Origin of the sequence: Rhodococcus sp. 21391, assembly GCF_016772255.1 — a bacterium.
Classification (GTDB): domain Bacteria; phylum Actinomycetota; class Actinomycetes; order Mycobacteriales; family Mycobacteriaceae; genus Rhodococcus_F; species Rhodococcus_F opacus.
Genome location: NZ_CP063781.1, coordinates 2,388,775 through 2,414,609, shown reverse-complemented (window position 1 = coordinate 2,414,609; position 25,835 = coordinate 2,388,775). Strand labels below are relative to the sequence as shown.

20 protein-coding genes and 2 pseudogenes are annotated in these 25,835 nt (G+C 66.3%); 4 read left to right on the top strand and 18 right to left on the bottom strand.

What is annotated here, in order from left to right; translation table 11 throughout:
• Positions 1-12: 12 nt before the first annotated feature.
• From GO592_RS11305 to GO592_RS11270, 8 genes are all read right to left on the bottom strand, one after another.
• A complete protein-coding gene (locus tag GO592_RS11305; RefSeq protein ID WP_172650939.1) occupies positions 13-837 on the bottom strand; it encodes an IclR family transcriptional regulator in 825 nt (274 codons plus the stop codon).
• 29 nt (positions 838-866) lie between these two features.
• A complete protein-coding gene (locus tag GO592_RS11300) occupies positions 867-1,337 on the bottom strand; it encodes a VOC family protein (protein WP_172650940.1) in 471 nt (156 codons plus the stop codon).
• 43 nt (positions 1,338-1,380) lie between these two features.
• A complete protein-coding gene (locus tag GO592_RS11295) occupies positions 1,381-3,021 on the bottom strand; it encodes an AMP-binding protein (protein WP_172650941.1) in 1,641 nt (546 codons plus the stop codon).
• On the bottom strand, positions 3,003-4,457 hold the full coding sequence (locus GO592_RS11290) for an aldehyde dehydrogenase family protein (RefSeq protein WP_202715132.1): 1,455 nt from the start codon (positions 4,455-4,457) through the stop codon (positions 3,003-3,005). Before GO592_RS11290 ends, GO592_RS11295 begins: the two co-directional genes overlap by 19 nt.
• A gap of 29 nt (positions 4,458-4,486) precedes the next feature.
• Positions 4,487-5,374 (bottom strand): LLM class F420-dependent oxidoreductase, encoded by an 888-nt coding sequence (locus GO592_RS11285; RefSeq protein ID WP_172650943.1) that lies wholly within the window; start codon positions 5,372-5,374, stop codon positions 4,487-4,489.
• A 28-nt stretch (positions 5,375-5,402) separates the two neighbouring features.
• Positions 5,403-6,605 carry a CaiB/BaiF CoA transferase family protein gene (locus GO592_RS11280; protein ID WP_172650944.1) on the bottom strand — a complete coding sequence of 401 codons (1,203 nt, stop codon included), beginning with the start codon at positions 6,603-6,605 and terminating at the stop codon, positions 5,403-5,405.
• A gap of 275 nt (positions 6,606-6,880) precedes the next feature.
• Positions 6,881-10,147 carry a protein kinase domain-containing protein gene (locus GO592_RS11275; protein WP_202715131.1) on the bottom strand — a complete coding sequence of 1,089 codons (3,267 nt, stop codon included), beginning with the start codon at positions 10,145-10,147 and terminating at the stop codon, positions 6,881-6,883.
• A gap of 195 nt (positions 10,148-10,342) precedes the next feature.
• Positions 10,343-10,864: a TetR/AcrR family transcriptional regulator gene (locus tag GO592_RS11270; RefSeq protein WP_237737198.1), complete on the bottom strand. Its 522-nt coding sequence runs from the start codon at positions 10,862-10,864 to the stop codon at positions 10,343-10,345.
• Between the two features lie 189 nt (positions 10,865-11,053).
• On the opposite strand from GO592_RS11270, the gene GO592_RS11265 reads away from it, so the two are divergent.
• The 3 genes from GO592_RS11265 to GO592_RS11255 all read left to right on the top strand — a co-directional run bounded on the left by GO592_RS11265 (position 11,054) and on the right by GO592_RS11255 (position 13,495).
• Entirely contained in the window at positions 11,054-12,037 is a 984-nt protein-coding gene (locus GO592_RS11265) for a potassium-tellurite ethidium and proflavin transporter (RefSeq protein ID WP_172650947.1), read from the top strand.
• 163 nt (positions 12,038-12,200) lie between these two features.
• The gene (locus GO592_RS11260; protein ID WP_202715129.1) at positions 12,201-13,043 is read left to right on the top strand and encodes a hypothetical protein; all 843 of its coding nucleotides are present in this window, start codon (positions 12,201-12,203) and stop codon (positions 13,041-13,043) included.
• 80 nt (positions 13,044-13,123) lie between these two features.
• Positions 13,124-13,495, top strand: a complete 372-nt coding sequence (locus tag GO592_RS11255) for an OsmC family protein (protein WP_237737197.1) — start codon at positions 13,124-13,126, stop codon at positions 13,493-13,495.
• Between the two features lie 22 nt (positions 13,496-13,517).
• On the opposite strand, the gene GO592_RS11250 is transcribed toward GO592_RS11255, so the two are convergent.
• The 3 genes from GO592_RS11250 to GO592_RS11240 all read right to left on the bottom strand — a co-directional run bounded on the left by GO592_RS11250 (position 13,518) and on the right by GO592_RS11240 (position 18,060).
• The gene (locus GO592_RS11250; RefSeq protein ID WP_202715127.1) at positions 13,518-15,272 is read right to left on the bottom strand and encodes an MOSC and FAD-binding oxidoreductase domain-containing protein; all 1,755 of its coding nucleotides are present in this window, start codon (positions 15,270-15,272) and stop codon (positions 13,518-13,520) included.
• 158 nt (positions 15,273-15,430) lie between these two features.
• A complete protein-coding gene (locus GO592_RS11245) occupies positions 15,431-15,883 on the bottom strand; it encodes a hypothetical protein (protein WP_237737196.1) in 453 nt (150 codons plus the stop codon).
• Positions 15,884-16,896: 1,013 nt separating this feature from the next.
• Entirely contained in the window at positions 16,897-18,060 is a 1,164-nt protein-coding gene (locus GO592_RS11240) for an amidohydrolase family protein (protein WP_237737195.1), read from the bottom strand.
• Between the two features lie 358 nt (positions 18,061-18,418).
• On the opposite strand from GO592_RS11240, the gene GO592_RS11235 reads away from it, so the two are divergent.
• Complete coding sequence (locus GO592_RS11235) at positions 18,419-19,165, top strand: SDR family oxidoreductase (RefSeq protein ID WP_172650952.1); 747 nt, start codon at positions 18,419-18,421, stop codon at positions 19,163-19,165.
• Between the two features lie 143 nt (positions 19,166-19,308).
• Here GO592_RS11235 and GO592_RS11230 read toward each other — a convergent pair.
• The 7 genes and pseudogenes from GO592_RS11230 to GO592_RS11200 form a co-directional block, all read right to left on the bottom strand.
• Positions 19,309-20,313: pseudogene (locus tag GO592_RS11230) on the bottom strand (acetyl-CoA C-acyltransferase).
• Positions 20,314-20,373: 60 nt separating this feature from the next.
• Positions 20,374-21,299, bottom strand: a pseudogene (locus GO592_RS11225) (SDR family NAD(P)-dependent oxidoreductase).
• The gene (locus tag GO592_RS11220; RefSeq protein ID WP_237737194.1) at positions 21,296-22,630 is read right to left on the bottom strand and encodes an MFS transporter; all 1,335 of its coding nucleotides are present in this window, start codon (positions 22,628-22,630) and stop codon (positions 21,296-21,298) included. The pseudogene GO592_RS11225 and the gene GO592_RS11220 overlap by 4 nt, the downstream one beginning before the upstream one ends.
• A gap of 84 nt (positions 22,631-22,714) precedes the next feature.
• On the bottom strand, positions 22,715-23,950 hold the full coding sequence (locus GO592_RS11215; protein WP_202715126.1) for an alpha/beta hydrolase: 1,236 nt from the start codon (positions 23,948-23,950) through the stop codon (positions 22,715-22,717).
• Positions 23,947-24,192: a hypothetical protein gene (locus tag GO592_RS11210; protein ID WP_133984012.1), complete on the bottom strand. Its 246-nt coding sequence runs from the start codon at positions 24,190-24,192 to the stop codon at positions 23,947-23,949. Before GO592_RS11210 ends, GO592_RS11215 begins: the two co-directional genes overlap by 4 nt.
• Positions 24,189-24,836: a VOC family protein gene (locus GO592_RS11205; protein WP_172650954.1), complete on the bottom strand. Its 648-nt coding sequence runs from the start codon at positions 24,834-24,836 to the stop codon at positions 24,189-24,191. The genes GO592_RS11210 and GO592_RS11205 overlap by 4 nt, the downstream gene beginning before the upstream one ends.
• A gap of 23 nt (positions 24,837-24,859) precedes the next feature.
• Entirely contained in the window at positions 24,860-25,618 is a 759-nt protein-coding gene (locus tag GO592_RS11200; RefSeq protein WP_202715125.1) for a maleate cis-trans isomerase family protein, read from the bottom strand.
• Between the last annotated feature and the right edge of the window lie 217 nt (positions 25,619-25,835).

Sequence of the window (25,835 nt, the reverse complement as noted above, 5' to 3'; positions counted from 1 at the left end):
TCGGGGGCTCGGTCAGTCGCGCCCGGCGCCGAGGTCGGGGGCCCCGACAGGAGTCGGGTAGTCCGCCGGAATGCGTCCGCCGATATGCGAGCTGATCTCCCGCGAAGCCGTGACGAGGTAGTCGGCGATCCCGGCCACACCGTCAGCTGTGAGATCGTCGCCGATACCGAGCAGGGCGATGAACAGGCACGGCTCGCCGTCTCGGTCGAACACCGGGACCCCCACGACGTTGAGTTCCGGTCGATATTCGCCGTAGACGGCGCCGTAGCCCTGCGCCCGGAGCTCGTCGAGCTCATCGGCGGGGTACTCGACAAGCTCCGGGCGACCCCTGCTCGGCCATGCCGCCGCGAGTCGGCTGATCAACGGAGTGTCTCGACCGAAGCGCGCGCCGACCTCGATGGTGACCTTCACAGCTTTGCGGCTCTCGATCTTCGCGATCGCCGTGAAGTGACCGTCCGGCATCGGCTGGATGGCCAGACACGCCAGCTCGGTCCGCTCGGCCAGCCACTCCATGTACGACCGCGACGCGGCGACCGCCGACGTTCGTGCGATTGCCGCCACCCCGAACTCCACGAGCAGTGGGCCGAGGTTGTACCGACGCGTCTCCTGGTCGTACACGACGAGGCCCTCGACCACCATGGTCCGGAGCAGGACCGACGCCGTGCTCTTCGCCAGAGCGCACCGCTTGGCCAACTCGGTGAGCGTGGCGCCGGTGGACTGCTGGACCAGTGTCTCGAGCACGCGGGTGGCGCGCGAGATGGCGGGCACCAGCTGCTCACTGGATTGCTCGCCCCGCTCGTCAGTCGCGCTGCTTCCCGGGACTTCTGCCTTGGTCAAGGGTTCCTACCTTCGTCGTGCGAATGCTGTCAGCTGACCGTAGCGGCCTGCCCCACCAGTTCGGCGAAGTGGAACAGCGTGCCGTCGGGATCGCGCGCGAAGAGCAGCCGCCAGCCCTTGACCCCGTCCGGACCCATGATCGTCTGCGGCGAGTGGAGGAACTCGACGCCGTCGTCCGCTAGCCGCGCGTACTCGGCGTCGATGTCGTCGGTCAGGATCGAGAATCGGCAGAGTCCGGGGTGCACGAGGTCGCTCTGCGCTCGCCCCTCGGATCGTGCGTCCCTCCACTCGATGAGGTCCAGCATGGCTTCGTCCGGCGAGTCGTTCAGGCGCAGGTGGGCGAAGCGCAGCTTGCTGGCACCCTCGACCATGAACGCGCGCGCAAGGTTGCTGTCTTCCACTTCCCGATCCTGCACTACCTCGAAACCGATTCGCCGATAGAAGTCGATCGATTTGTCCATGTCGGTCACGTTGATGCCGACGTGCCAGAATTTACGCATTGCTTCGTCCTTCTTCTCGTACTTCCGTGTGGGGGTGGGTGGATCATGCGAGGTCGCGGCAGTCGCCGAGCACTCGAGCCGGAGACGGCACCAGCTCGCGGCGCCGGACCTTTCCGGTCTCCGTGCGCGGCAACGCTGCGACTGCCTCTATCTCGCGGGGACGCGCGTGTGGGCCGACCGTTGTTGCGACGAGTTCTCGGAGCTGTCGAGCCATGTCCTCGGTGAGTTCGCCGGCAGCGAGGTGGACGAACGCCTTGACCTGCTGCCCCGTCTCCGGGTCGGGCAGCCCCACCGCGGCGGCGTCCAGGACCTGCGGGTGACGCTTCAGGGCCTCTTCGATCTCCGCCGGGCCGATGCGGTAGCCGCGGCTCTTGATCACGTCGTCGGCGCGGCCGAGGTACTCCAGCCGGCGCCCATGTGCGAGCCTTGCCAGATCACCTGTCCGGTGCCAACTCCCGGCGGGAGGTACGACACGAGCTGACGATGCGTCCCAATAGCCGAGCAGCGCAACCGGATCCGGAAGCTCCAGCGCGATCTCGCCGGCCTCGCCGGGCGCGACGTGGGTACCCGCGTCGTCCAGGAGCGCGATGCGGTGCCCGGGATACGGAGCGCCCATGGTTGCGTCGTCGACGGATCCGAGAACAGCGGAGTCGCCGATGAGCGCGTTGGCCTCCGTCTGACCGTAGGCCTTGTTGACGGCGTCGCTGAGATATCGCCGGGCCCAGCCTAGTTCCACGGCGCCGGCGGGTTCGCCACCGGTTACGACCGCCCGCAGGCGCCGCCGGGCCGGTTCCCCGTGTTCGGCAAACATCCGCAGAACCGAGGCGGGCAGGAACGCTGTCGTCACGCCGGTCCGGCTCAGCATGTCCATGGTGGCACCGGGATCGAAGCGCTGCGGCCGGTGCGCCACGACGGGAACTCCGAGAGACCACGGAACCAGCAACCCGAGCATCAGGCCGCCGATCCAACCCCAGTCCGCAGTACCGAAATAGACGTCACCCGGCCTGAACAGCTCGAACGCGTAATCGACTCCCGCATGTCCGAGCAGGACCCGATGGCCGTGAACGATGCCCTTGGGCGCACCACTGGTGCCCGACGTGTACATCAACAGAGCGGGATCCGAGGACTGCCGGGGCACGGGGGCGAGCGGGTCGACCCCGCGGGTCAGGTCCCCGAGCGGCGTGCCGCGGGCACCGTCCACCGTGAGCACGTCGACGTCGTGCAGGGAACATCCCGTCGACTCCAGCCGGTCGACGCCCGGACCGTCTGTGACCAGCACAGTCGCGCCCGAGTCGACGAGCCGGTGTGCCACCGAGGTACCGGTGAGCAGTCGCGGGACGGGTACCAGTACGGCGCCCGCGACCAGTACCCCGAAGACGACCTCGGCTGCCTCCACCGACGGGTCGAGGTACAGGACCACGCGGTCACCGGGCTGGACCCCGCGGGAGCGGAGGACACCGGCGACGCGCACCGCGGCGTGCTGCATCTGACCGAACGTCACCTCCTCGGGTGTGTCGAGCCCACCGCGCAACACGGCCACTGCGCCGGGGTCGCGCGCGAAGAGGGCATCCTCGGTGATCGTGTAGTCCGCCGCAGGCTCCCAATCCTGGGTGTGGCGGGCGTCGATCAACCGCCCGATGGTCCGTGACCGCGATGCCCCGGAGGTCAGTCCAGGCGTGCCCATATGCTCTTCTCCTTGGTAAAGCTCTCGATGGCCGCCTGGCCGAGGTCACTGCCGTAGCCGCTCTGCCCGAAGCCTCGGTACGGCGACGCGGGATTGAGCACTCCCCAACTGTTGATCCACACGTTGCCGGCATCGAGCGTCTGCGCGAACCGCAGAGCACGGCCCACATCGCGGGTGAAGACCCCTGCGGCCAATCCGAAGACGGTGTCGTTGGCCAGAGTGATCGCCTCCTCCTCGCCCTCGAACGGCAGCACCGACAGCACGGGTCCGAAGATCTCCTCGCGAGCGATGCGCATGTCCTTGGTGACCTCGGAGAACAGCGTCGGTCGGTAGTAGAAGCCCTCCTCCGGCGCTCCGGACGGCGATTGGTCGCCACCGCTGATCAGCTTGGCGCCTTCCTCCGTCCCGGAGACGACGTACGAGTGGACCGACGCCCGCTGCTCGGAACTGATCAACGGGCCGATCTCCGTGTCGGGGTCGAGGGGGTCGCCCACCCGGGCAGCCTCGACACGCGCCTGGACGAGCTCGACCACCTCGTCGTAGATCGGCCGCTCGACGAGCAGTCGGCTCGCCGCCGTGCAGGTCTCGCCCTGGTTGCTGTACATCGCCTGAAAGACCACGGCTGCGACCGCCTTCGGGGACGAATCGCCGAACGCCACCAGCGCCGACTTTCCGCCCAGCTCCAGCGAAGCCGTGATGAGGCGGTCGGCCGCCATCCGGCCGATCTGCTGACCGACCTCGGTCGAGCCGGTGAACGTCACCTTGCCGACCGACGGGTGCTGCACCAAGGCGTTACCCGCCACCGACCCGCGGCCTGGCAGGACGTTGACCAGCCCGGGCGGCAGTCCCGCCTCCAGGGCGAGCTCGCCGAGTGCCACGGGCACGAGTGGTGCGAGCTGCGCAGGCTTCAGCACGATGGCGTTGCCCATCGCAAGAGCCGGGGCGATCTTCCAGACCGCCTGCACTGCAGGAAAATTCCAGGGAGTGATGGCGCCCACCACACCGATCGGCTCACGCAAGGTGTAGTTGAGGAAACGGCCGGGTGCCGGCGTCGTTCGGCCCTCGATCTTGGTCACGAGGCCCGCGAAGTACTCGAGCGTCTCGATCATGATCGGCAGATCGACTCCGAGCGACTCACGGATGGGTTTGCCCATGTCCCGACTCTGCAGCTGGGCGAGCTCGGTCTTGTGTTCCTCGATCAGCGCGGCGTAGCGGAACATCAGGCGGGTTCGCTGGGCCGGACGCATGCGCTGCCACTTCCGGGCCGCAGCCTTCGCGGCTTCGACCGCACGCGCGACGTCCGCGACCGTTGCCTCGGCGACGCTGGCCAGATGCGACCCGTCGGCCGGGTTGATCGAGTCGAAGGTCGCCCCCGTCGACGATGGAGTCAGTTGGTCGCCGATGACGAGGGGAACTGATGAGGTGAGTGCCTGCACAATTCTCGTCCTTTCTTCCGCCGGGCCGTTCAGGCCAGGTTGTGTGCGGTGGGGAGGACGGCGTCGGCAAGCTCGGCAAGCTCGTCCATGGTTGCTTCGAGCGTGTCGTGCTCGAAAGACGTGTCGCAGATGAAGTGGGTGACACCGAGTTCGCCGTACGCCTCGATCGTCTCGGCGTTGTACGGCGCCTTCCGCAGAGGCCGCGCGGTGAGGGTGATCTCGTTCATGTCGCGACCGGCTTCCTCGGCGTACTGCCGCAGAGTCGCCAGGTAACCGGCGTACTCCTCGGGCCCGATCGCCAGCGGGTGCCAGCCGTCGCCGATTGCGGCGATACGGCGCAGGGAGGCGGTGCTGTACCCGGCGAACCAGACGGGGATCGTGCCCCGCACCGGCTTCGGATACATCTTGAAGTCGTGGAGCTGGTAGAACTCGCCGTCGAAGTCGACCTCGTCCTCCTTCCACATGTGCCGCATCGCGTTGACCATCTCCGTGGTCCGCCTGCCGCGGTCCTTGAAGGGCGCTCCCAGCAGCTCGAACTGCTCCTTCATCCAGCCCACGCCGATGGCGACCGACAGCCGGCCGCGTGACATCACGTCGATGCTCACCAGCGTCTTGGCGGTCTGGACGAGCGGTCGCCACGGAAGGATGAGGCATGAGGTGCCGAGCTCAATCCGCTCGGTCGCGGCCGCCGCCCACGTCAACGACGTGAGGCAGTCGAGGTACGGCGTGGCGGGGTCCCACAGGAACTTGCCGTCATCGGTGTACGGGTACGCCGTCTCCACCCGGGTCGGCAATGCCACGTGATCAGTCATCCAGAGGGAGTCGAAGCCGATCTTCTCAGCGAACCGTGACACCTCCGTGATCGCCTCGGGCCCTGCCCACGGTCCTGCTCCCGGGATCCTGATTCCGACCTTCATTGGTGGTTCCTTTCGCCATGTTCTGTGGTCATCGGACGACCCCCTCGGCCCGGAGGGCCGCGATCCGGTCGTCCTTGTATCCGAGATCGCTGAGAATCTCGGTGGTGTGCTCGCCCAACGACGTCGGTGGGCGATGTACGTGTCCCGGGGTGCCCGAGAGCTTCACCGGGAGACCCGGAACCTGCAGCGGTCCGAGTTCGTCGTGGGTGATGTCGACGACGAGGTCCAGTGCCTGGATCTGGGGATGCCTGACGGCCTCGTCGTACGCGAGTATCGGGGCACAGATGATGTCGTGTGCCGAGAGCAGTGCGACGACGTCGTCGCGGTCACGTTCGGCGAACCAGGGTGCGACGGCGGCGTCGAGGGCCTCACGGTTCTCCAGTCGGGATACGGCCTGCGCGAAGCGCGGATCGTCGATCAGTGCCTCGGCACCCATCGCCCGGGCGAGCTTGACGAAGTGGCGGTCGTTGAAGGCAACGACATGCACCGCGCCGCCGTCGCGGGTCGTATAGGCGTTGTACGGCGCGTAGAAATTGCTGCCGTTGCCCACCTTGCCCTGGATGTAGTCGGCGAGGAGGTACTGCCCCAGCCACGGCGTCTGTAGATGGAACAGCGCTCCCACCAGGGACACCGAGCCACTTTGCCCCTCCCCCGTGCGCTGTTTCGCGAAGAGCGCGACGAGGGCGGCGATCGCGACCAGGTAGCCCGCAGCGCTGTCGGCGACGGGCGGACCGGCCTTGAGCGACCTCCCCGAGCGCTCACCGGTCGCCTCCATGAGACCGGTGAGCGCCTGAGCCACCGGGTCCATCGCGGGACGACCCGCGAGGGGGCCGCTCTCGCCGTACCCGCTGACATTGAGGCAGATCAGGTGGGGATGCCGTTCGCGAAGCTCGGCGGCAGTCAGCCCGAATCGCTCCCGTACCGCCGGCAGCATGTTCTCGATGAGCACGTCCGCTGTCGAGCACAGCTCGTGGAACAGCTCACGGCCCGCCTCCGTCCGAAGGTCGAGTGCGAGGCCGCGCTTGTTTCGGTTCACCCCGGAATAGACACCACTCATGCCGTTTCGTCCCGGCCCGAACGTGCGCGACTCGTCGCCGCCGATCGGCTCGACCTTGATGACGTCGGCACCGAAATCGGCGAGCAGCGACGCACCCAAGGGGCCGGCGACCATCGTCGCGGCGTCGACCACCCGGATTCCCGATAGCGCCTCGACATTTCCGGTGAACCCCATCACACGCTCCGTTCATTATTCTGAACTGACATCATTATTTGGAACTCCACGGACGTTACGAGCACCGCGGTTCGCTGTCAAGAGGGAAATGGACCTCCGGACGCCGGGCGTGTGGTCGGCGACCCAGTCCCGCGACCGGAGATGGCGTGCACTACGAGGCGAGACGAAAACCTACATACCTTCGCGGAGAACAGTTTTCGTCGCAATGCGCGGGATCGGCCCGCAGTCGTAGTCGTCGCCGGCTGCTGCGTTCAACGCGAGCGGAGATGTTCCATTCAGTCGTCGGTCTGCTCCACGACCCAGGCCGCGACCTGCGCCCGGGAGGTGAAACCCAATTTGGCCAGGATGTGCTCGACGTGCCCTTGCGCGGTGCGCGGTGAGATCACCAGGCGGTCGGCGATGGCCTGGTTGGTGAGACCCTCGGCGATGAGGTCGGCGACTTGACGTTCCCTCCTGGTCAGTCGCGTCGACCCGCCGGTGGTGGGCGCGGCGGTGCTCGGCGGTTGCTCGCGCAGTGCGTAGGCGATGGCCGCGTCGAAACCGAGTTCCCGACCCTTGCGGTAGGCGGCCGCGAAACCTCTGTCCCCGAGTTCCCGTCGAGAATTCTGTTCGCATTCCCGATGGTAGACAAGAAGATCGGAATAGATCACCACGGCACTTCCCACCGACCGTGCCAACTCGTCCGCGGCTCCCAGCAGAACCGCGGCCCTCGATTCGTCACGCAGTCCGCAGGCGATCCAGGCCAGCGCCTCGAGACAGGAGGCGGCGACACGGGGGCCGTGCACTTGCCGGGTCACCTCGAGCGACTGCTCGAGCACTCGGACCGCGCGATCGCCGTCCCCGTGCCGCCACAGGGCGATACCCAGGGCCCACAACGAGTGCGACCGATACATTCTCTCGCCGTGTTGCTCGGTGATCGCGAGAACGCGCTCGAGCCGTTCGATCGCCCGGTCGGTCGAGCCGCGCAGCCCGTACGCCAAACCCAGCGGGTACAAGGTGGCGACTTCGAGCGTTCGGTCACCGCGCCCGCCGAACTCCGCGAGAGCGGTTTCGAGGCGCGAAGACGCACGCGCCAGATCACCGCTGTAAAGGGCAAGCATGCCATCGCCGTACGCAACGAGAGCGCGCATCATGGGGTCACTCGTGTGGGCAGTGAGCGCTCGCCCCTCCGCCACGAGTACGGCTCCGGCAGTCAGATCACCCTGCACATTGGCCATCATGCCGGCGCGTTCGAGGGCCTTGACCCACTCGACCGTCGGTGGGCCGCTCTGGCGGGCGAGCAGCTGGCCGAGCCAGCGCCGCCCCTCGTTGTAGAGGCCCTGAGAGCCCCAGAACAGGAACAGTGCGGCGGCGGTGCGCAGACCGGCGACGGGATCGTCGTCGACGCCGAATTCGAGGGCCTCCCGCAGATTCGGTTGTTCCCGCTTCAGCCGGGTGATCCAGTCGAGTTGGCGCGCGCTGATCCATTCGGCTTCCGCTTCCAGCGCCAACGCCTCGTACCAATTCCGGTGCCGGCGACGCAGATCCAATGCCTCGCCGGACTGCTCGAGTTTCTCGTAGCCGTACTCACGGAGAGTCTCGAGCATCCGGAAAAGCACCACCGACCCGGATTCCTCCCGGATCAGGATCGACTTCTCCACCAGGGAGGTCAGCGTGTCCAGTAACTCGCCCGAGGCCAGGCCCTCGCCACACACCTGCTCCGCCGCATCGAGTTCGAAGCACCCCGCGAAGACCGCCACCCGCCCCCACACCAGTTGCTCACCGGCGGTGCACAACTCGAAGCTCCAGTCCACCGACAACCTCAGCGTCTGCTGCCGCGTCGGCGCACCCCGGTTGCCGCGGGTCAGCAGGGTGAAGCGGTCGGTCAGGCGCCCCAGGATCTGTTGGGGCGACATCGCCCGCAACCGGGCCGCCGCCAATTCGATCGGCAGCGGCAACCCGTCGAGCCGGTGACAGATCCCCGCCACCGCCGCCGCGTTCTCCTCGGTGAGCGCGAACCCCGGAACCGCGGCAGCGCCGCGTTCGACGAACAACGACACGGCATCGTATCGGGACAACGTTCGCAAGGAGGGCCGCCGTTCCGGATCCGGGACAGCCAGCGGGGGGACCCGCAGCACTGCTTCCCCACCGATGACCAGGGGTTCGCGGCTGGTGGCCAGAATCCGCAGGCACGGGCACACCCGTAACAGGGTCTCGGCCAGTTCCGCCACTGCGTCCACCATGTGCTCGCAGTTGTCGAGGACCAACAGCAGTTCCCGCGGCACGAGAAATTCGATCAGGACCTCACGCAGCGGCCTCGCCGAGTGGTCTCGCAATCCCAGTGCGCCGGCCACTGCGTCGACGAGCGACGACTCGTCGCGCAGTTCACTTAATCCGACAAGCCGCACACCGTCGGCGTAGTCGCGCTGGACACTTGCCGCCACCCGCATCGCCAGCCGCGTCTTGCCCACACCCCCGATCCCGATCAACGTCACCAGTCGGGACCCGGCCAACAGATTCTTGGCCTCGGTGAGTTCGTGTCGGCGGCCGACGAAACTGGTCAGTTCCAGGGGAAGACGTCCCGTCGCGCCCAGCGCGGAGGACACCGCCGATCGAGGTCGGCCGGACTCTGGTTGTGCGTCGCCGCTTGCCGACCCAGGGATGGTGTGCAGGGCCATCTCGTCGACCGGAAAACCATGATCGTGTTGGAGCCGTCGCAGTTCCTCCCCGAAGTCGGCGGCGGTGGCCGGGCGCTGATCCGGGGTTCGAGACATAGCCCGCGCGATCGCCTCGGACACGTCGTCCGGGATCCCGTGGTCACGCAGATCGGGCACCTCTTGCGTGGTGATCCGCAGGAACTGCGCGACGACCTGTTCGCCGCTGCGACGTTCGAACGCGGCATGGCCGGTGAGAGCACTGAACAGGGTGGCACCGAGGCCGTAGACGTCGGCGGGCGGGGTCGGCGGGTCACCCCCGAGTACCTCCGGCGCGGTGTACGCCGGCGATCCCTGCACCGTCCCGGTGGCGGTCTCGAAGCCACCGCTGACGTGCGCGATGCCGAAATCGGTCAACGCCGGTTCACCGTAATCGGTGAGCAGGATATTCGCAGGTTTCACGTCGCGATGCAGGATGCCGAGCCGGTGCGCCGACTCCACCGCGCCTGCGATCTTCACGCCGAGGCGCAGCGCCCTCTCCACCGGCAGCGGACCGCGGCGGCGGATCCGCACGTCGAGCGAACCCTGCGAATGGTAGGGCATCACGATGTACGGAAGTCCGCTGTCGGTGGCACCGACTTGCAGGACGCCGACGATGTTCGGGTGCCCGGTCAGCCGCCCCATCGCCCGCTGCTCCCGGAAGAACCGGGCCCGATTCTCCTCGTCGAGTTCGACGGTGAGCACCTTCACCGCCACCGTGCGATCGAGCTCCGCCTGAGTGCAGCGGTAGACCACGCCGTAACCGCCGCGCCCGATCTCCCGGGCATCGTCGAAGCCGGCCCCGCTCAGCTCCGCAGCCACGTCGGGGACGACGTACCGCTGCGTATCGCACGGATCATCTTCACCCATCGGACGGTCTACTCACCCCGTCGGCTCGTGGTTCCCCGCACACCGGTCCCGACGGCACGACCAGTGCATAACAACCGTGAACTCACCTTTCGATCGCGTGCACTCCAGGATATAGCCGCGGAACCTGAGCGCGGCAGCATGTGAGGGTCACCGATTCTGCAGAATCGGGTCTACCGACGAGCGGTTCTTCGCAGCTCACAGTCCGGCGACAACCCCGTCGACAACGGCGGCACACGGCTCTGGTCGACCACCCGATTTCACGAGCACGCTGAGACCGATCACCGAGGCCAGCAGTTGTCGAGCTGCAACGTCGGCGGGTCGGGCACTGTCGAACTCCCCGGACTCCTGCCCATTCACGATTGCGCGCCGGAAGATCGCTTCGATCCGGGTGAACAATTCGTCCGCGACGAGGTTCACCTCGTCGTCAACGGTGCCGAGCTCTGCCGCAGCATTGACCATGACGCACCCTCGCCGGTGCTCGCCGACCCCGGCGAGAACGGCCATCGCCGCCTCGAGACGAGGTCCTATCGGTCCAGATGCGGTGAACAGATCGTCGAGGTACTCGAGTCGCATCTCGCTGTAGCGCCGAAGCGCTCGCAGAAACAAGGCGTGCTTGCTCCCGAATGTGTTGTACAGGCTGCCTTTCCCGATTCCCATCTCGACCGCGAGCTGCTGGGGAGTCGTCGCGGCGTATCCCTGTAGCCAGAACAAGTCCATCGCCTTTTCAATCGCCACATCTGTCTCAAAACGCATCGGTCTCGCCACCCGGGTAGGTTAACTCGCCATCGTTGTTGACCTCAAGGTCAAGAACAAATAGGGTGACTCGCACTTGGCTTTGACCTCTAGGTCAAGAACTTCGTTCGATCCAGAACCCGAGGATCTCCACCCAGTCAGGAAGGCATTTCATTGTCCGGACAACACTCGATCACCGCCGTCGAGCCACACTCGCGCACCCTTCTCCCACTGAACACGCTCGCGATCCCGCTGGGCCTTGCCGGACTGGCCCAGGCCTGGTCGGTCGCCACGACCGCGCTCGGCACTCCCTTCGCGTTCGTCCAGGCATTCTGGGTGATCGCAGCACTCGCCTGGGTCTCGACAGCCACAGCGCACGCGCACCGCGCCAAGCGCACCACTCAACGGATCTCACATCAGCTCACACACTTCGCCCACGGTCCCCTCGCGGCGTTGCTTCCGCTGTCCGCAATGTTGCTGGGAGCACAGTTGCACGGCACGCTTCCACTTGCCGGAACCGCGCTGACACTCGTCTCCATCACTGCCGCAGCCGCATTCGGTGCATGGATGATGAGCTTCTGGATGAGCGGGAAGATGGCGCTCGAATCCGTGCACGGCGGATACTACCTCCCCATCAGCGCAGCCGGCCTCGTCGGGTCGTTCGCCGCAGCCCGGATCGGTCTCGACTGGCTCGCGATCGGAAGCTTCGCGATCGGCCTGTTCTTCTGGGTGATGATTTCCATGCTGCTGTTCCTCAGGCTCGCGTTGCGCCCCACAATGCCTGCGCCCCTCGTCCCGACGCTCGCAATCATGATCGCTCCGCCTGCGGTTGGCGCTGCAGCATGGCTCACCATCTCGAACGGGCAACCCGACGCCCTGTCCGTGGCGCTCACCGCCATCACGGCGTTCATGGTCATGGTTCAGGCACCCTTGCTGCCGCGCTACCGCGCCCTGCCGTTTTCGCACGGCTTCTGGTCGTTCACCTTCCCGGTCGCGAGTGTCGTTGCCCTCGCCATCACCTGGCTCCACCTCGTGCAACCGCACGCCTGGCAAGCGATCATCAGGGGATTGCTCGGTGCCGTGACAACCCTCGTGGTGCTGATCGCGACGAAGTCCGTCCGGTTGCTCCACAAGAATTCGCGGCGCTCCGCGCGATGACTCTCCTCGGTCAGTTGACAGCGATCCAGTGAACGGGGTGCCGCAGCTTCGGCGCTTGACAGGTTCCGAAGCACCCCTCTATCGTCTCGGTATTCTAAATATGGAATTGAGTTCATTATCTTGAACCAACCGGGCTGAGCGGACTCGCTGGGAAGGAACGGCAATGATTCTTCTGGGGTATCGCGATCACAACGTCCACGAACTGGTGTGCCACGAGATCGCCGAACGAGCGGGCTACTACGACCGTCTGGGCATCGAGGTGGAAGCGGTGCCCGGCCCGGACCATCCCGAGGCAGCGCTGTCCGCAGGGCTCGGCGGCTCGTTGGTCGAAGCACTTCGGGGACAACGCCGATGGAAAGTTGCACTTGTCCACACCCTCCACCCGCTGTTCTGGATCTGGACACGAAAGGAGGGGACGGGATCGACCGGACCTACCGTCCTGGCCGGCTATCCGGAGGGATCGATCGTGGGTGCATTCACCCAGAAGGTGCTGAACGACCACTGGTCCGCGGAGGAAGCCCCGGCGGTCCTGCGCTTCCCCGCAGGAAGCACAGGCGATCGCCTGCGTGTGGAGGCACTGACGTCCGGAGTTGCCGACGCGGCCGTTCTGGGCTCCGCGTTCGCCCCCAGCGCTCTGTCACGACTCGGGCTCACCGACTCGCTGTTCTTCGGCGTCGCCCTCAAATTCCCCACTGCGGGCGTCGCCGTCGACGTAGCGAGAACCAGCGTCGACCATCCGTCCGTACGAAAGGTCGTCGCCGCGCAGACGGCGGCAATCGCGAAGGTCAGGAGCCGAGATCCCGTGGCACTCGATGCGGTGGCATCACTGTTGCACGACAGCAGCCGGGCAGATGCGCAGCGCTTGTTGGCGGACTACTTGTCCCCTCAGTACGGTCCCGATCCCCGCGACGTCCACGCCGCCGGTGCGGACGCGCTCGACTGGCTGGCAGGCGCACTGCACACGAGTGGGCACACCGCCGCAGAATTCTACGAGGCGGTCCGGTGACTACTCCTCGACGTGAGCAACTCGTCGTACACGCGCTGCTCGGGACCCAAGGCACGACGGTCACAGCGCGAAGGCACGAGGTGACGATTGACGAAGCGCCGCGATACGGCGGGCACGATTCCGGCGCAAATCCGGTCGAGCACATGCTCGCCGGGCTTGCCGCTGCCTCGCTGGTAGTGCTTCGGCTGCTCGGCGAGGTCGCGATAGCCGAGTCCGCCACGCTCACAGTGTCAGCAAGCTTGAACGTCGGCCGCGTCATGGGAACCGATGACGGCGCCGCCATCGAAGTGATTCGTCTGGACTGGCACGTGGCGAACGCCGAACACGCCGAGCGCTTGCGTGCGGCACTTCCCCACCTTGCGAGGCGTCGACCGGGGCAAGCTCTGATTGATGCTGCGTCCATTTCCACGGAAGGGGTGTCCATCCGCGAGTTGACGACTGCGGACGAGTAGCCAGGTGGGCCTCCGTGGCTCTTCAGAGATCGAGAACGAGGTCGGTTTCGGGTTGCGAGCAGCACAGGAGAGCCGTGCCCGGCGTCGGGGGCTCCAGGGGGTCCGGTCGGTATCGAACGGTCCCGGAGTGGATCGGGGTCTGGCAGGTGTGGCACACGCCGGTGCGACACGACCAGCGGGTCGGAACGTCGCAGGCTTCGGCGAAATCGAGGACGGTGCTGTACTCGTCGCTCCATGGCGCGGTGAGTCCGCTGCGGGTGAAGGTGATCCGCGGCCCCATGCCGGCGGGGCCTGGGGGCTGGTGCGGCGGAGCGTGGGCGGCGTCGGTCAGTCCCGGGTTGATGGCCGGGAGTGCGCCGAACAACTCGGTGTGGATACGGTCGGAGCCCACCCCGACACGCGTGAGTGCTTCGCGGACGGCGGCCATGAACGGGGTGGGACCGCACAGGTAGGCGGTCGCGTCGGTAGGCAGGGCCAGGACGCCGAGGGCTTCGCGGCCGAGGCGGCCGGAGACGGCCGGCGGATCCACGACCGCTGCCGGGCCAGGGGCTGTGTAGTAAACGTGTTCATGCCCCCGGTCGAGGCCAGCCAACAGCTTGTGCGCTTCGGCCGCGAAAGCGTGTTCGGCGGCCGAATGAGCGGTGTGCAGCCACCAGATGTCGCGCTTGCTGTGGGCTGCGGCGAGTGCATGCAGCATCGCCAGAACGGGGGTCACCCCGACGCCGGCCGAGAGCAGAAGCACGGGCGTGGTGTCGTCGCGGTCTTCGGGAAGGACGAAATCGCCACGCGGAGAGGCGATGTCGACGGTGTCGCCGACACGCAACCGCGTGTGGAGATAGGTGCTGACGAGGCCATGGGTCTCGCGTTTGACGCTGATGCGGTACTCGTTGTCCGACGGGGTGGCGGACAGTGAATAGTTGCGCACCGGTGGAGGGTCGGCGGCGCCTGCGACGCGGAGGGTGAGGTACTGGCCGGGTTTCGGCCGGGTCAACGGGGCATCGTCGTGTGGTGCCAGGTAGATCGACGCCACGGTTGTGCTTTCGGCGACGATCCGTGAGACGCGCAGCGGCCGGAAGCCGGCCCAGGCGTTCGATTCGGCGCCGGCGGGCGGCTCGTCGGCGTGCGCCGGGTGCTCGGCGGCGTCGAGCAGATCACGAAACGATCGCTGCCAGCCGGGGCTGAGCGCGGGGATGTCCACTGCTTTGCGGAGTTGGCCGATGTCCCGGTCAGGTAGGTACAGCAGCGCGTCGACGGCGGCGACGCTCATGCGGTGCCGGCCGATCCGGGTGCGGACGATCTCGTCGCCGGCCTGCACCTGCCCTTCGGTGATGACCCGGAAGTAGAACCCGGGCCGATGGTGGGCGACGAGCAGCGCCGGCATCTCGGGTTCACCCAGGCGCATTCCGACCCGATAACAGGTGACGCGGGGCTGGGTGACCTCGAACTCGGCGTCGCCGATGCGATAACGATCACCGATGTGCACCTCGTCGTCGGGTAGGCCGTCAACGGTGAAGTTCTCACCGAATTGGCCATATTCGAGATCGTCGCGATCGAGATGCCGCCGCCAGAAGTCGTAGGACTGACACTGGTAGACGAGCACGGCACGAATTTCGCCGCCGTGGCCCTCGAGGTCGCCTTGACCGTCGCCGTCGATGTCGAGCGTGCGGGCCATGCGTGGACCGTCGACGGGGTACTTGAAGATGCCCGTGTGGACGGTCCGGCCTTGCCAGGGCACGTCTTTCGGCATACCGACGTTGAGCGACTGCAGGCGTGCCATTGTGCGACCCCTTACTGTTTCGGCCGCTGTTTCGCGCGGAGCGGTTTGCCGGAGGTGTCCATCGTTCGCGCCCGAGTCATCGCGATGAGCAGCTTCGTCATGTTGCAGAACATCCTATATCCGACTGTAATCTGCGCCACTCCTGACCGGTCCGATAGTCATGAAACAGCTTTCCGATCTATACCCGCGGCCGCGGAAGGACGCCGGGCCTGAGCGAATCGGCGGATCGGTGTGCGCTGCGGAACGACCACGGTCAGGATGGCACCGACGACGGCCGGTGCCGCGAAAGCCGCTATTTGCCAACTGGTTCCGGTCCCGATCGCGACGAGAACGTCACCGTAGGTGGGGCCGACGATCGCCCCGATCCGGCCCACACCTAGTCCTGTGGCACGGCTCCACGCAGGGTAGTGACCGCCGATTAACATACTGAGAAGGATCTGGGTGCCGGTCGTGCCGACTCCGGCGAGCAACACCAACGAGTAGACGACGGCCAGTTTGATCCCGTATCGGTCAGCGAGTACGGCACCGCCGAGGGCACCGACGGCGCCTCCGAGGTTCCGGGTCAGGAGGAAGGACAGGGACGCGCCCAGAGGGTACCCGGCCGATCTCATCAGAGGCGTTTTTCTGAACGACGAACGCACTCCTGGAGTGCGTGAACGCCGCGAACCGGACCCGTTCGCCTCGTCGCGTACGTGGGTTGCCAGCGGGCCGAGGACCTCCTCTTGTGGACGCACACCTGACGACGGTGACGCGATGTGCACAGCCCCCGTGACCTTCGCGACCAGCTCCGGATCGGTAGAGAATTTGAACGTCTCACTGCGCCAGGGCTTGACACCGCACTGCGGCTGGTGCCCAGCGGATCATGTCGGGCGCGACGCGGTACACGGAGCGATGGCCAGACCTGCACAGGGCAATCGCCAACTGCTGAGCCACCTGGTAATACCGTGCCCGTATCGTCTCGGGTGGCTCTGCGGCGGCGACAAGGCAAACGCCGGCTCGGCTGCCCTGCCAGCAGGCAGCAGGCAGCAGGCAGCAGGCAGCAGGCAGCAGGCAAGAGTCCCCATGGAGTGATGTAAATGGTTGTGCGTAGCGCTGTGATTGCGGTGGCCTTTTCGTATGGGTGGTGAATTCCTCTTTCTTCTAGGGGATTTCGGCGTGCCCGCTCGAAGAGGTCGACCCGTTTGGGCAGCCCCGCCGTCGATTCCGCGGATAGTTTGCAGCGGTTGCCGACAGGCCAAGAGGCCTGTGAACCTGGTGCATCCGGCCTTCCTGTTGGCGATAGCCACGGCACTCGGCCTCGGGCGCGAATCGTTACGCCATACGCACAGCGACCTCGAAGAGCCCGGTTGCGTCCATCCCTCCGCCGACGCACATCGAGAGACGGCGCACCGGACTCTCCGTATCGGCGCGAGTATCCGGCGAGCTTTTCGACTACGACCGTCCTCATTTGTCCACGGCGGCGAGCGTATGGTGTCTCACTCCCCCGTCATGCGTGCGCGCTGCCGGTGATCGAACGCGAGGAGCGAGCGCGAGTGGGGAAGTTCGAGAAGCCTTCTCCCGCAGAAAGAGTTTACCTACCACAGCAACGAGCGGCGCCCTCTCGTGCACACCGATTCGTAGTCGATCAGACCGCCGGCTGGCCGATCTTCGAGGACCTGTCCGAGTCTCGCGGGACGCGGGAGAGTTTGTCTCCGCGCCGCCAGATGCCCGCGATCGAGAGAGTAGCTGTGATCTCCTGCGTGGGGTCACCCTCGACCAGAAGTAGGTCAGCCTGAAGACCCGGTGCGATTCGACCCCGGTCACTGAGACCGAACCGTCGGGCGGGCAATGACGTCGCCGCGCGCAGCGCCTGCACTGGCGACAGACCTGCTCGGACGAGGAGCTCGAGCTCGCCGTGCATGCTCACTCCGTGCGCCGTGCCGACCACACCAATGCCTGCCGCATCAGTGCCTGCCAAGATGTCCACTCCGGCTTCGTGCATCCGCCGTGTTGCTTCAATCGCATGGCCTATGGATCCCGGGGAACCCAGATGCCAGCATTGGCACAGATTCTCCCGCCACGAAGCCGGGATGAGTGGACGGGCTCTGTCGTCGTTGGCGAGGTGGGTCCCATCGATGTCACTGGCGAGGGAACCAACCGTGCTGAGTGTCGGCGTGATGAAGACTCCAGCGTCGAGCGCCTGCGCAATGATCTCGTCTGTGGGCGGTCGGTCGAAGAAGATGTGCACGAGTCCATCGACACCGGCGCGAAGAGCCTGCTCCGCCCCGGCCAGTGAAGTGACGTGCGCAACCGCCATCTTCCCGTGGTCATGTGCCGCGTTTGCGATGGCCCGCGCCACGTCCTCGCCGAGGGTGGGGGAATCGTGCCCGAGCGCAGTACCGTCATCGATGAGAAGTTTGATGTAGTCCGCGCCCTCCGCCACACGTGCGCCCACAAACGCGGAGGCATCCTGGAGGGATGCCACCACCGGATACTGCTCAGCGAAGTAGGTTCCGATCATCATTGACGGATGTCCACCCAACACGGTGGCGCCGATGGATGCGGACCGCACATCAGCGAGGTCGTTGCGATCCGCGGCGTCACGCCGCTGCCCATCCATCCATTCCGGGCAGGAGAACATGTCGAGTTCCGTGGTCACGCCGAACAACAGGGCGTGTTCCAATGAGGGCAGCTGCGCATGAGTGTGACTGTCGATCAGTCCGGGAAGCAGAGTCTTGCCCCGCCCGTCGACGACCTCGATCTCGTCAGTCGAGTCCGAACTGCGTGGTGACCGCCTCGATCCACCCACTCCTCACGTGGACCGTCGCGCGCTCGACAACCTCCTCTCCGTCAAAGACCCTTACATCCCTGATTACGAATTCTGTGCGAGTCATCGCCCCTGCCATCCTTGGTCGGTACATCTACATTGATGTAAGATATTGAACACGGACGTAAACGATTGCGTCAAGGGCCACACCCGGGAATCGCGTCCTTTCGGATCCATCGCCCGGACGCGCGGTGCCCACACAGCCAGTGCAGATCTCGCCGGCGGAACCGCACCGGCCGCGCACAACTATCGCGAGGTCGCATTTCGGCATCTGGGCGATACCAGAACGCCACCCGAACAACCACATGCCACAACGAACACGAGCAGAAAGCAGGATGCGATGAACGGGAATCAACGAGCCGCAATCGTCACTGGCGGATCCGCAGGAATCGGGCTGGCGATCGCCGAAGCGCTCGCAGACGAGGGCTACAACCTGACAATCGTCGCGCGAGACCAGAGCAAGCTCACCGAGGCTGCGACCCACCTGCGCGGGCGTGGCGTCGAGGTCCTGCCGGTGTCCGGAAATCTGGCCCATAGCGCCGACTGTGAGGCCGCCGTGGCCTCGCACGTCGAGCAGTACGGCCGCACCGACGTCCTGATCAACAATGCAGGCCTGGGCCTGAGCGGAAATATTGCCGACTTGGCGACGCCGAAGCTTGACCTCCATCTGAATCTGAACCTTCGGTCCGCTTACCTGCTGATGCAGAGCTGCATTCCGACACTGCAAGTGGCGGGAGCCGAACACGGTAAGGCGTTGATCGTCAATGTGAGCTCGATCTTCGGCAAGCTGCCGCGGGCAGGAGTGGCCGCCTATTCGATGACCAAAGCGGCGATGATCGCCCTGAGCCAGTCGGCGCACGGCGAACTCAGCCGTCTCGGCATCCAGGTCACCGCCATCTGCCCGGGACTGGTCGAGACACCCGGATCCTCGTGGATGGAAAAGGACCCCAGTGCCATGCTGCCGCCCTCGGACGTGGCCGAAGCGGTGCGATTTCTTCTGCGCACCTCGCCGCGGTGCTCCGTTCCCGAAATCACGCTGACCACCCCCGGGCCCGACGTCCACTATGTCGACCTCCCGTGGACCTGACGGGCTATACGCTGCCAAACTGCTCCTGCACCGTCACCCCGACGCCGAGGTGACGGTGCAGGAGCAAGATCGCCCGGACGAGACTTCGGGGCGTAGGCCCCATCTCCGGCACGTAGGGCAAAAGCACTGCTGCATAGCGGATTTCAGTTGAGTTCGAAGAGTCCGGCTGCGCCCATCCCGCCGCCGATGCACATCGAGATGACCGCGTACCGGGCTCCTCGGCGTTTGCCTTCGATGAGGGCGTGGCCGACCAGGCGGGCGCCGGTCATCCCGTACGGATGACCGATCGAGATTGCGCCGCCGTTGACGTTGAATCGGTCGGGGTCGATGCCGAGATGATCGCGGCAGTAGACGGCTTGGGAGGCGAAGGCTTCGTTGAGTTCCCACAGACCGATATCGTCGACAGCGAGGTTGTGCTGCTCGAGTAGCTTCGGGATCGCGAAGATCGGTCCGATTCCCATCTCGTCCGGTCCGCACCCTGCCACGACCATGCCGCGGTACACGCCGAGCGGTTCGAGACCGCGGCGTTCGGCCTCCTTCGCCTCCATCAGAACCGATGCCGAGGCACCATCCGAGAGCTGGGAGGCGTTGCCGGCCGTCACGCTCGACCTGTTCGTCACCTCGCCGTCGAGAAGGACCGGGCGCAGTGCGGCGAGCCCGGCCGCAGTGGTGGAGGGACGGTTCCCTTCGTCCCTGCCCAGCTGGACGGGTACGTTCCCATCCTCGGTGGTCTCGAGGCTGTCGAGGGGAACGATTTCGGCGTCGAAGCGGCCTGCGCTGCGGCGGTGCGCTGCTGGGACAGCAGCGCGGACTCGTCCTGACGGTCTCTGCTGACCTTGTACCGTTCGGCCAGTGGCGATGGCCATCAGCCCGGAGGAGCATTGCCGATCGATGGTCATGCCCGGCACAGAAGCGGGGAGCCCGGAGCGCAACGCGGCCTGGCGGGCGATGTTGGTTCCGGACGAGCCCTCCTGCATGGCGCAACCGAGGACGACGTCCTCGATCTCCTCGCCGTTGATTCCGGCTCGTTGCGCGGCGTGGGCGATCGCGTGTGCGGCGAGCTACTGGGGCTGGGTGTTGTTGTAGGAGCCTCGATACGCCTTGCCGATCGGCGTGCGTGCGGTCGAGACGAGGACGGCTTCCCTCATGTGGTGCTCATCTCTGGACGAAGTCACACGGTGATGGTTGGTGACGCCGGGCTCGCAGGGTCAACGGGCAACTGTGCCGGCTCGGGTGGCGGAGTCGACGAAGTGCTGAATCTGGGCGGTGGTGCTGTCGGTGCCCGACTGCACGCTCGAGTCGCTGATCTGCGGCCAGTGGCGGGCAACATCGTCGGGGGTTCTGGCATCGGCGGGGAGGAAGACGCCTTGGGATTCGAGCATGCGGCTGACCGCGAATGTTCCACCGCCGGCGCCGAGGATCGTCTTGGTCGGCGCGTCCGTGGACACCAGGAACAGTGCGCCGGGTGTGATCGACTCCGGGGTCAAGATTTCGGCGGCCGTGGCGTCGAAGATCGATTCGGTCATGTGGGTCGTCGCGAGCGGTGCCAGAGCATTGACGTGGATGCCCTTGGATCGGCCCTCGATGCCGAGCACGTTCATCAGCCCGACGAGCGCGGATTTCGCTGCAGCGTAGTTGGCCTGCCCGAAATTGCCGTAGATTCCGGAGGCGGAGGTAGTCATCAGGATTCGGCCGTAGTTCTGAGTGATCATGTGCTGCCACACGGCCTTGCTGCAGTTCACGGCGCCCATCACATGGACGTCCAGGACCGTGCGGAAGTCGTCGAGACCAGCGTTGCGGAACTGGCATCGCGCAGGATCCCGGCATTGTTGATCAGGATGTCGATTCGTCCCCAGGCGGAGAGAGCGCGGTCGACCATCGCAGTGACCTGCGTGTAGTCGGTGACGTCGGCGTGGTCGGCGATCGCCGAGCCGCCGCGGGCGGTGATCTCGGCGACGACACGGCCCGCGGGGGTGTCCGGAGTGTCATCGGCGGAGCTGACCTCGGGGGATCCGCCGATGTCGTTGACGACGACATGGGCGCCGTGGGCCGCGAGGGCGAGGGCGTGAGCGCGGCCGAGTCCACCGCCGGCCCCGGTGATGATGGCGACCTGTCCGGCGAAATCGATGGTCATGACACAGCCTTCCGGTCGGCGGGCTCGGCCGCAGGGGTGAGGGTGGTGGTCGTATCGCCCGTGGCGCGGCGCGGTACCAGGAGGGTCACGACGGCTCCGACGACGGCTGGCAGCGCGAAGGCGAACAGCTGCCAGGTGGTATCGGCGCCGAGTGCAACGAAGAGTCCGCCGTACGTGGGGCCGATAATGGCACCGATCCGCCCGACTCCCAGTGCCATTCCGAGTCCGGTGGCCCGGCAGGATGCGGGGTAATAGGTACCGATGTAGGTGTTGAGCAGGATTTGGGTGCCCGTGGTGCCGAGCCCGGCCAGCATCACCAGCAGGTAGATCACCGCAAGTGGTGGGGCGGTCGCTATGGCCAGCAGCGACAGTGCGGCGCTGAGGAAGAAGGCGACTGTGACGGGTTTGATGCCGTACCGGTCGGCGAGCGTGGCACCGATGAGTGCTCCTGCCGCACCGCCGACGTTCAAGGCGAGCAGGAAGGACAGGGCCGCTCCCAGCGGGTAGCCGGCAGATTTCATGAGCGCGGGAAGCCAGGTCGCGACGCCGAACAACACGAGAAGGCAGACCAGGGTCATCGCCCAGAACAGCAATGTCGCGAGGGTGCGCTCGGTGCCGAAGAGTGCGCGCAGCCCGCGTTCGGGTGTGGCAGTGGGATCCGGCCCGGAGATGGAGTTGAGGTCGGCGGGGAGGCCGAGGTGATATCGGTGAGCGATCGCTGTGGCAGCGTCGTGCTGGCCCCGGGAGGCGAGATAGGCCGGTGATTCCGGGAGGTACCGGAGCATCACGGGCAGGAACATGAGTGCAGGCACCATACCGGCCAGGAACATAGCCCGGAACCCGTACTCGGGCACGAGCCACAGCGAGAGCACCCCGGCAAGTATCCCGCCGATGCTGGTGCCGACGAACCCGAGCGCCACCGACCTGGCTCGGGCGCCCGGGGCGGCGAACTCGATCAACGTCGCTGCCGCGGTGGGCATGAGGACGCCGGCACCGAGACCCACGACAACCCGCCCGATTCCGAAGACCGCGGGGGTGGGCGCGATCGCACACACGCCCATCGCGGCGGAGAACACAACGACGGCGGCGAGAAGTGTGCGGCGGCGGCCCCATCGGTCGGCGACGGCTGCGGCGAGCAGAGCGCCGACCAGCATGCCGACGCCGACGAGTGAGCCGAGCATTCCCACGTCGGTTGCGTCCAGATTCCAGGGGGCGTAACTCAGCAGTGACGGAACCACAGTTCCGAACATCAGAAGGTCATAGCCCTCGAGGACCAGTGCCATGAGGCAGAGCCCGACGACGGGCGCTGAGGGAGGGATACGAACAGACATTGTTGTCTCCGCTCGGAGAGGGAGTGGCCACGCCTGCGCCGCTGAATTCGGGCCAGGCGGGGCCACCGGGGGGCTGGGGAATGTCTAGGCGAACCGGGTCGCCAACCAGGTACCGATGTCGGCGGCGGCCAGGCTGGCGCCGGTGGGGGCGCCATCGCGGATCGGGCCGCCGAAGTGGGTGCCGGCGACGCGGACGTGGGTCTTGTCCGCCGATCCGAGGGCATCGACCATGGATGTGGCGTCCTCAGGGAAACAGGCCTGGTCGCCAGTGAGTTCGACGAACAGGGACGGCGCGGTGAGAGCAGGGGCGCAGCGAAGGAAGTCGGCGTTGCTGCTCAGTCCCGACCAGGTGGACAGCCAGGCGTCCGGGGTGACGAAGCGTCCGAAGCCGACGAGTCCGTAGTTGGTCAGGTCCGGCCTTCGGCCGAACAGTGACCCGTAGGGCCGCTCGTTCGGGCTCAGGGACAGGTCGGTGAACCGCAAATCCGCGTCGGTGCGGTACACGGTGAGGACGCGGGGTGCGAGCGCGGCGCGGTGATCCGCCGGGTCGGAAGTGCTCTTGTAGCGGCGACGCGCGTCGGCGGCTTCGTCGACGCGTCGCCGGGCGAGTGCGTCGATGCGGGCAATGCGCTCACGCTGCGCCGCCCGGTAGCGGGTGATGAACTCGGGCGAGTACGAGGAGCTGTGCGGCGGTTCGGCAAATCCGTTGGCGGGATCGAACGGGTTCAACCGCGGATCAACGGACAGGGGGTCGGCCTCGTCGACGACCGAGGGGTCGATCAACCGCTGCAACAGCGCACCCTGCCCTGGGTGCGGCGCCATGAACACTGCTGCATCGGGCAGCGGCATCTGCGCGCCCGCCAGGTCGATGGGCCGGCCGGCGGGGGTGCTGGTCAGCCGCTCCCCCGCCGGTAGTCCGGCCTGCTGGTGGTAGAACGCGAACAGCGTGCCGCCTCCGGAATGCCCCAGGGTGACGACGTGCTCGAAACCCCTCTCCCGCAGGAACACCTGCCCGGCCGCAGCATCGAGCAGGGCCTGCTCGTGCACCAGGGAAATGTCGTTGTTGACCGATCGGGTGCCCTGCGTCCACACCGCGAACCCGCGGGCGAGCAACTCGGGCACCAGCACGTGGTGGGCCAGGTCCTGGCGCGGGTGCATCAGTGCGACGACGGTGCGGGCTCCGGGGACGACCCGCAGGACCCCGGAGATCTTCGCTCCGTCCGCGGTGGTGAGTTCGTGCACCGAGGTGACGGATACGTCGGGGGCTCGGGCGGCGTCGATGTACCGTCCCGCGCCGAGCCGCTGAGTTTGTACGGTCATCGCGGCTCGATTCGCATGGCATCCTTGTCCCACTGGGTGATTCGGGACCGGTGCAGTCCGGCGACGCTGCTGTACCACACCGCGTGGCGGACTTTGGTCGCCCGTCGGTCGATCACGATGGGGGCATCGGAGACGATTCGGTAGTACGGTCCGACGCGATCGATCATCACGGCCGGGTCTTGTCCCGCGACTGCGGCGATCGGAGTGTTCTCGGGGACATCGAGGACGAACAGCGTGGTCATCGGTGGCTCACCATTTCTTTCTCGTCCTGCTTCTGCTGCCAGGCCTCGGCGCGCTCGACGATCAGCTCTGCCTTGCGGGTGAGTAGTGCGGCCATGCTCGGTTCGGGGCCGGACACGACGTCGACGAGGGCGTCGATGGTGATGTTGGCGTCGAGGTCCTCCTGTGGGGTGACCGGGCGCAGCGCCCGGGTGATTTCGATCATGTAGCCGTTGGGGTCGTGGGTGTAGATCGACTCGATCGTCTCGTGCTGGATCTGCATCTCGACGGGCCATTCGCTGCCATCGAGGCGCCGCCGGTATTCCATCAGGTCGTCTTCGCTGTCGACGTGGATGGCCAGGTGGCGGGAGCGGATGAAGAAGATGGGTACGTCCTCGGTGAAGCGAGAGTACGAGTCGCCCTGCGGGCCTCCGTCGAACGGTTCGAGGCCGAAGTAGTAGAAGAAGGCGAGCCGGTCGTCGTTGCCGATGTCGAAGAAGAAGTGGATGAAGTCGGGGTGCTTTTCCGGGCCCCAGCCGGCCGCGCAGATCGAGTGCACGACGGGGAACCCGAGAACGTCGCGGTAGAACTTGACGGTCGCGGCGGGGTCGAATGTGGGGTAGGCGACGTGGTCGACGCCTTTGACCGTGTGTTTCTGTTCGGACATGTTGAACTCCAATGGATTCAGGGCTACTGAAGGGCAGCGGCCGGAGCATCGGCACGCAGGAGACCACCGGCTCCCGGGATGTCGACCGGAAGGCCGAGGGCTCGCAGCAGGCTGTAGACGCCAGCGGTGGCGGCCGAGAGCACCGGCAGTTCGAACTCGTCTTCGGCGGCCTGGACGAGGTCGAGCGAGGGCATCTGGACGCACGCGGAGATCACCAGCGCGTCGACTCCGGTGCGGTCGAGTGATCGAGCGGCGTCCATGACCCGGTCACCGGGGATGCAGCCGACCTCGGCGTTGTCGGCGACCTTGAGGGCGCGCCAATCCGATACCTGAATTCCTTCGGCCTCGATGTAGGCGACAACCTGCTCGGCGAGGGGACGCATGTAGGGGGTGACCAGGACGATTCGCTTCGCGTCGATCGCGTGGAGTGCTTCGACGAGGGCGCCCGCGCTGGAGCGGACTACCGCGTCGGAACCGCCGGCCGCCAGTTGCTCGGCGACCAGGCCTTCCACGCGCTGGTGCTCCCCGGGACCCACGGACATCAGGGCGACCAGGCACGCATAGAGGATGGCGTCGACGCCCGCGTCACCGAGCTCGAGGATGCACCGCTCCCGTTGAGCGTTCATCGCCCGCAACTGTTCCGGCGACACGGCCTGCATCCGCATTCGGCTCGAGTGGAACGAGAACTGTGCGTCCGCATGCCGGTTGAGCAGTGTCGGCATTTCCGTCTCGACCGTCACATTCGAACTCGGCACGACGAGCCCGATGCGGTGAATGCCCATGAGGTAGCCCTTCTGATCTGGAATGCCCGGGCGGTGGTTGCGAGAGCACCACCCCGGCTGACGTAGATTTACGTTCACGACGAGTATTCGACGCCAATGATGATTCGTCAAGCCCCGCCGGACGGCGGACGCGATCTCGATGCCAAAACAACGTGCACACACCGTCGGCCGCCAGCATGAACGCGCGCGAGGAAGGATGATCCGATGGCCATATGAG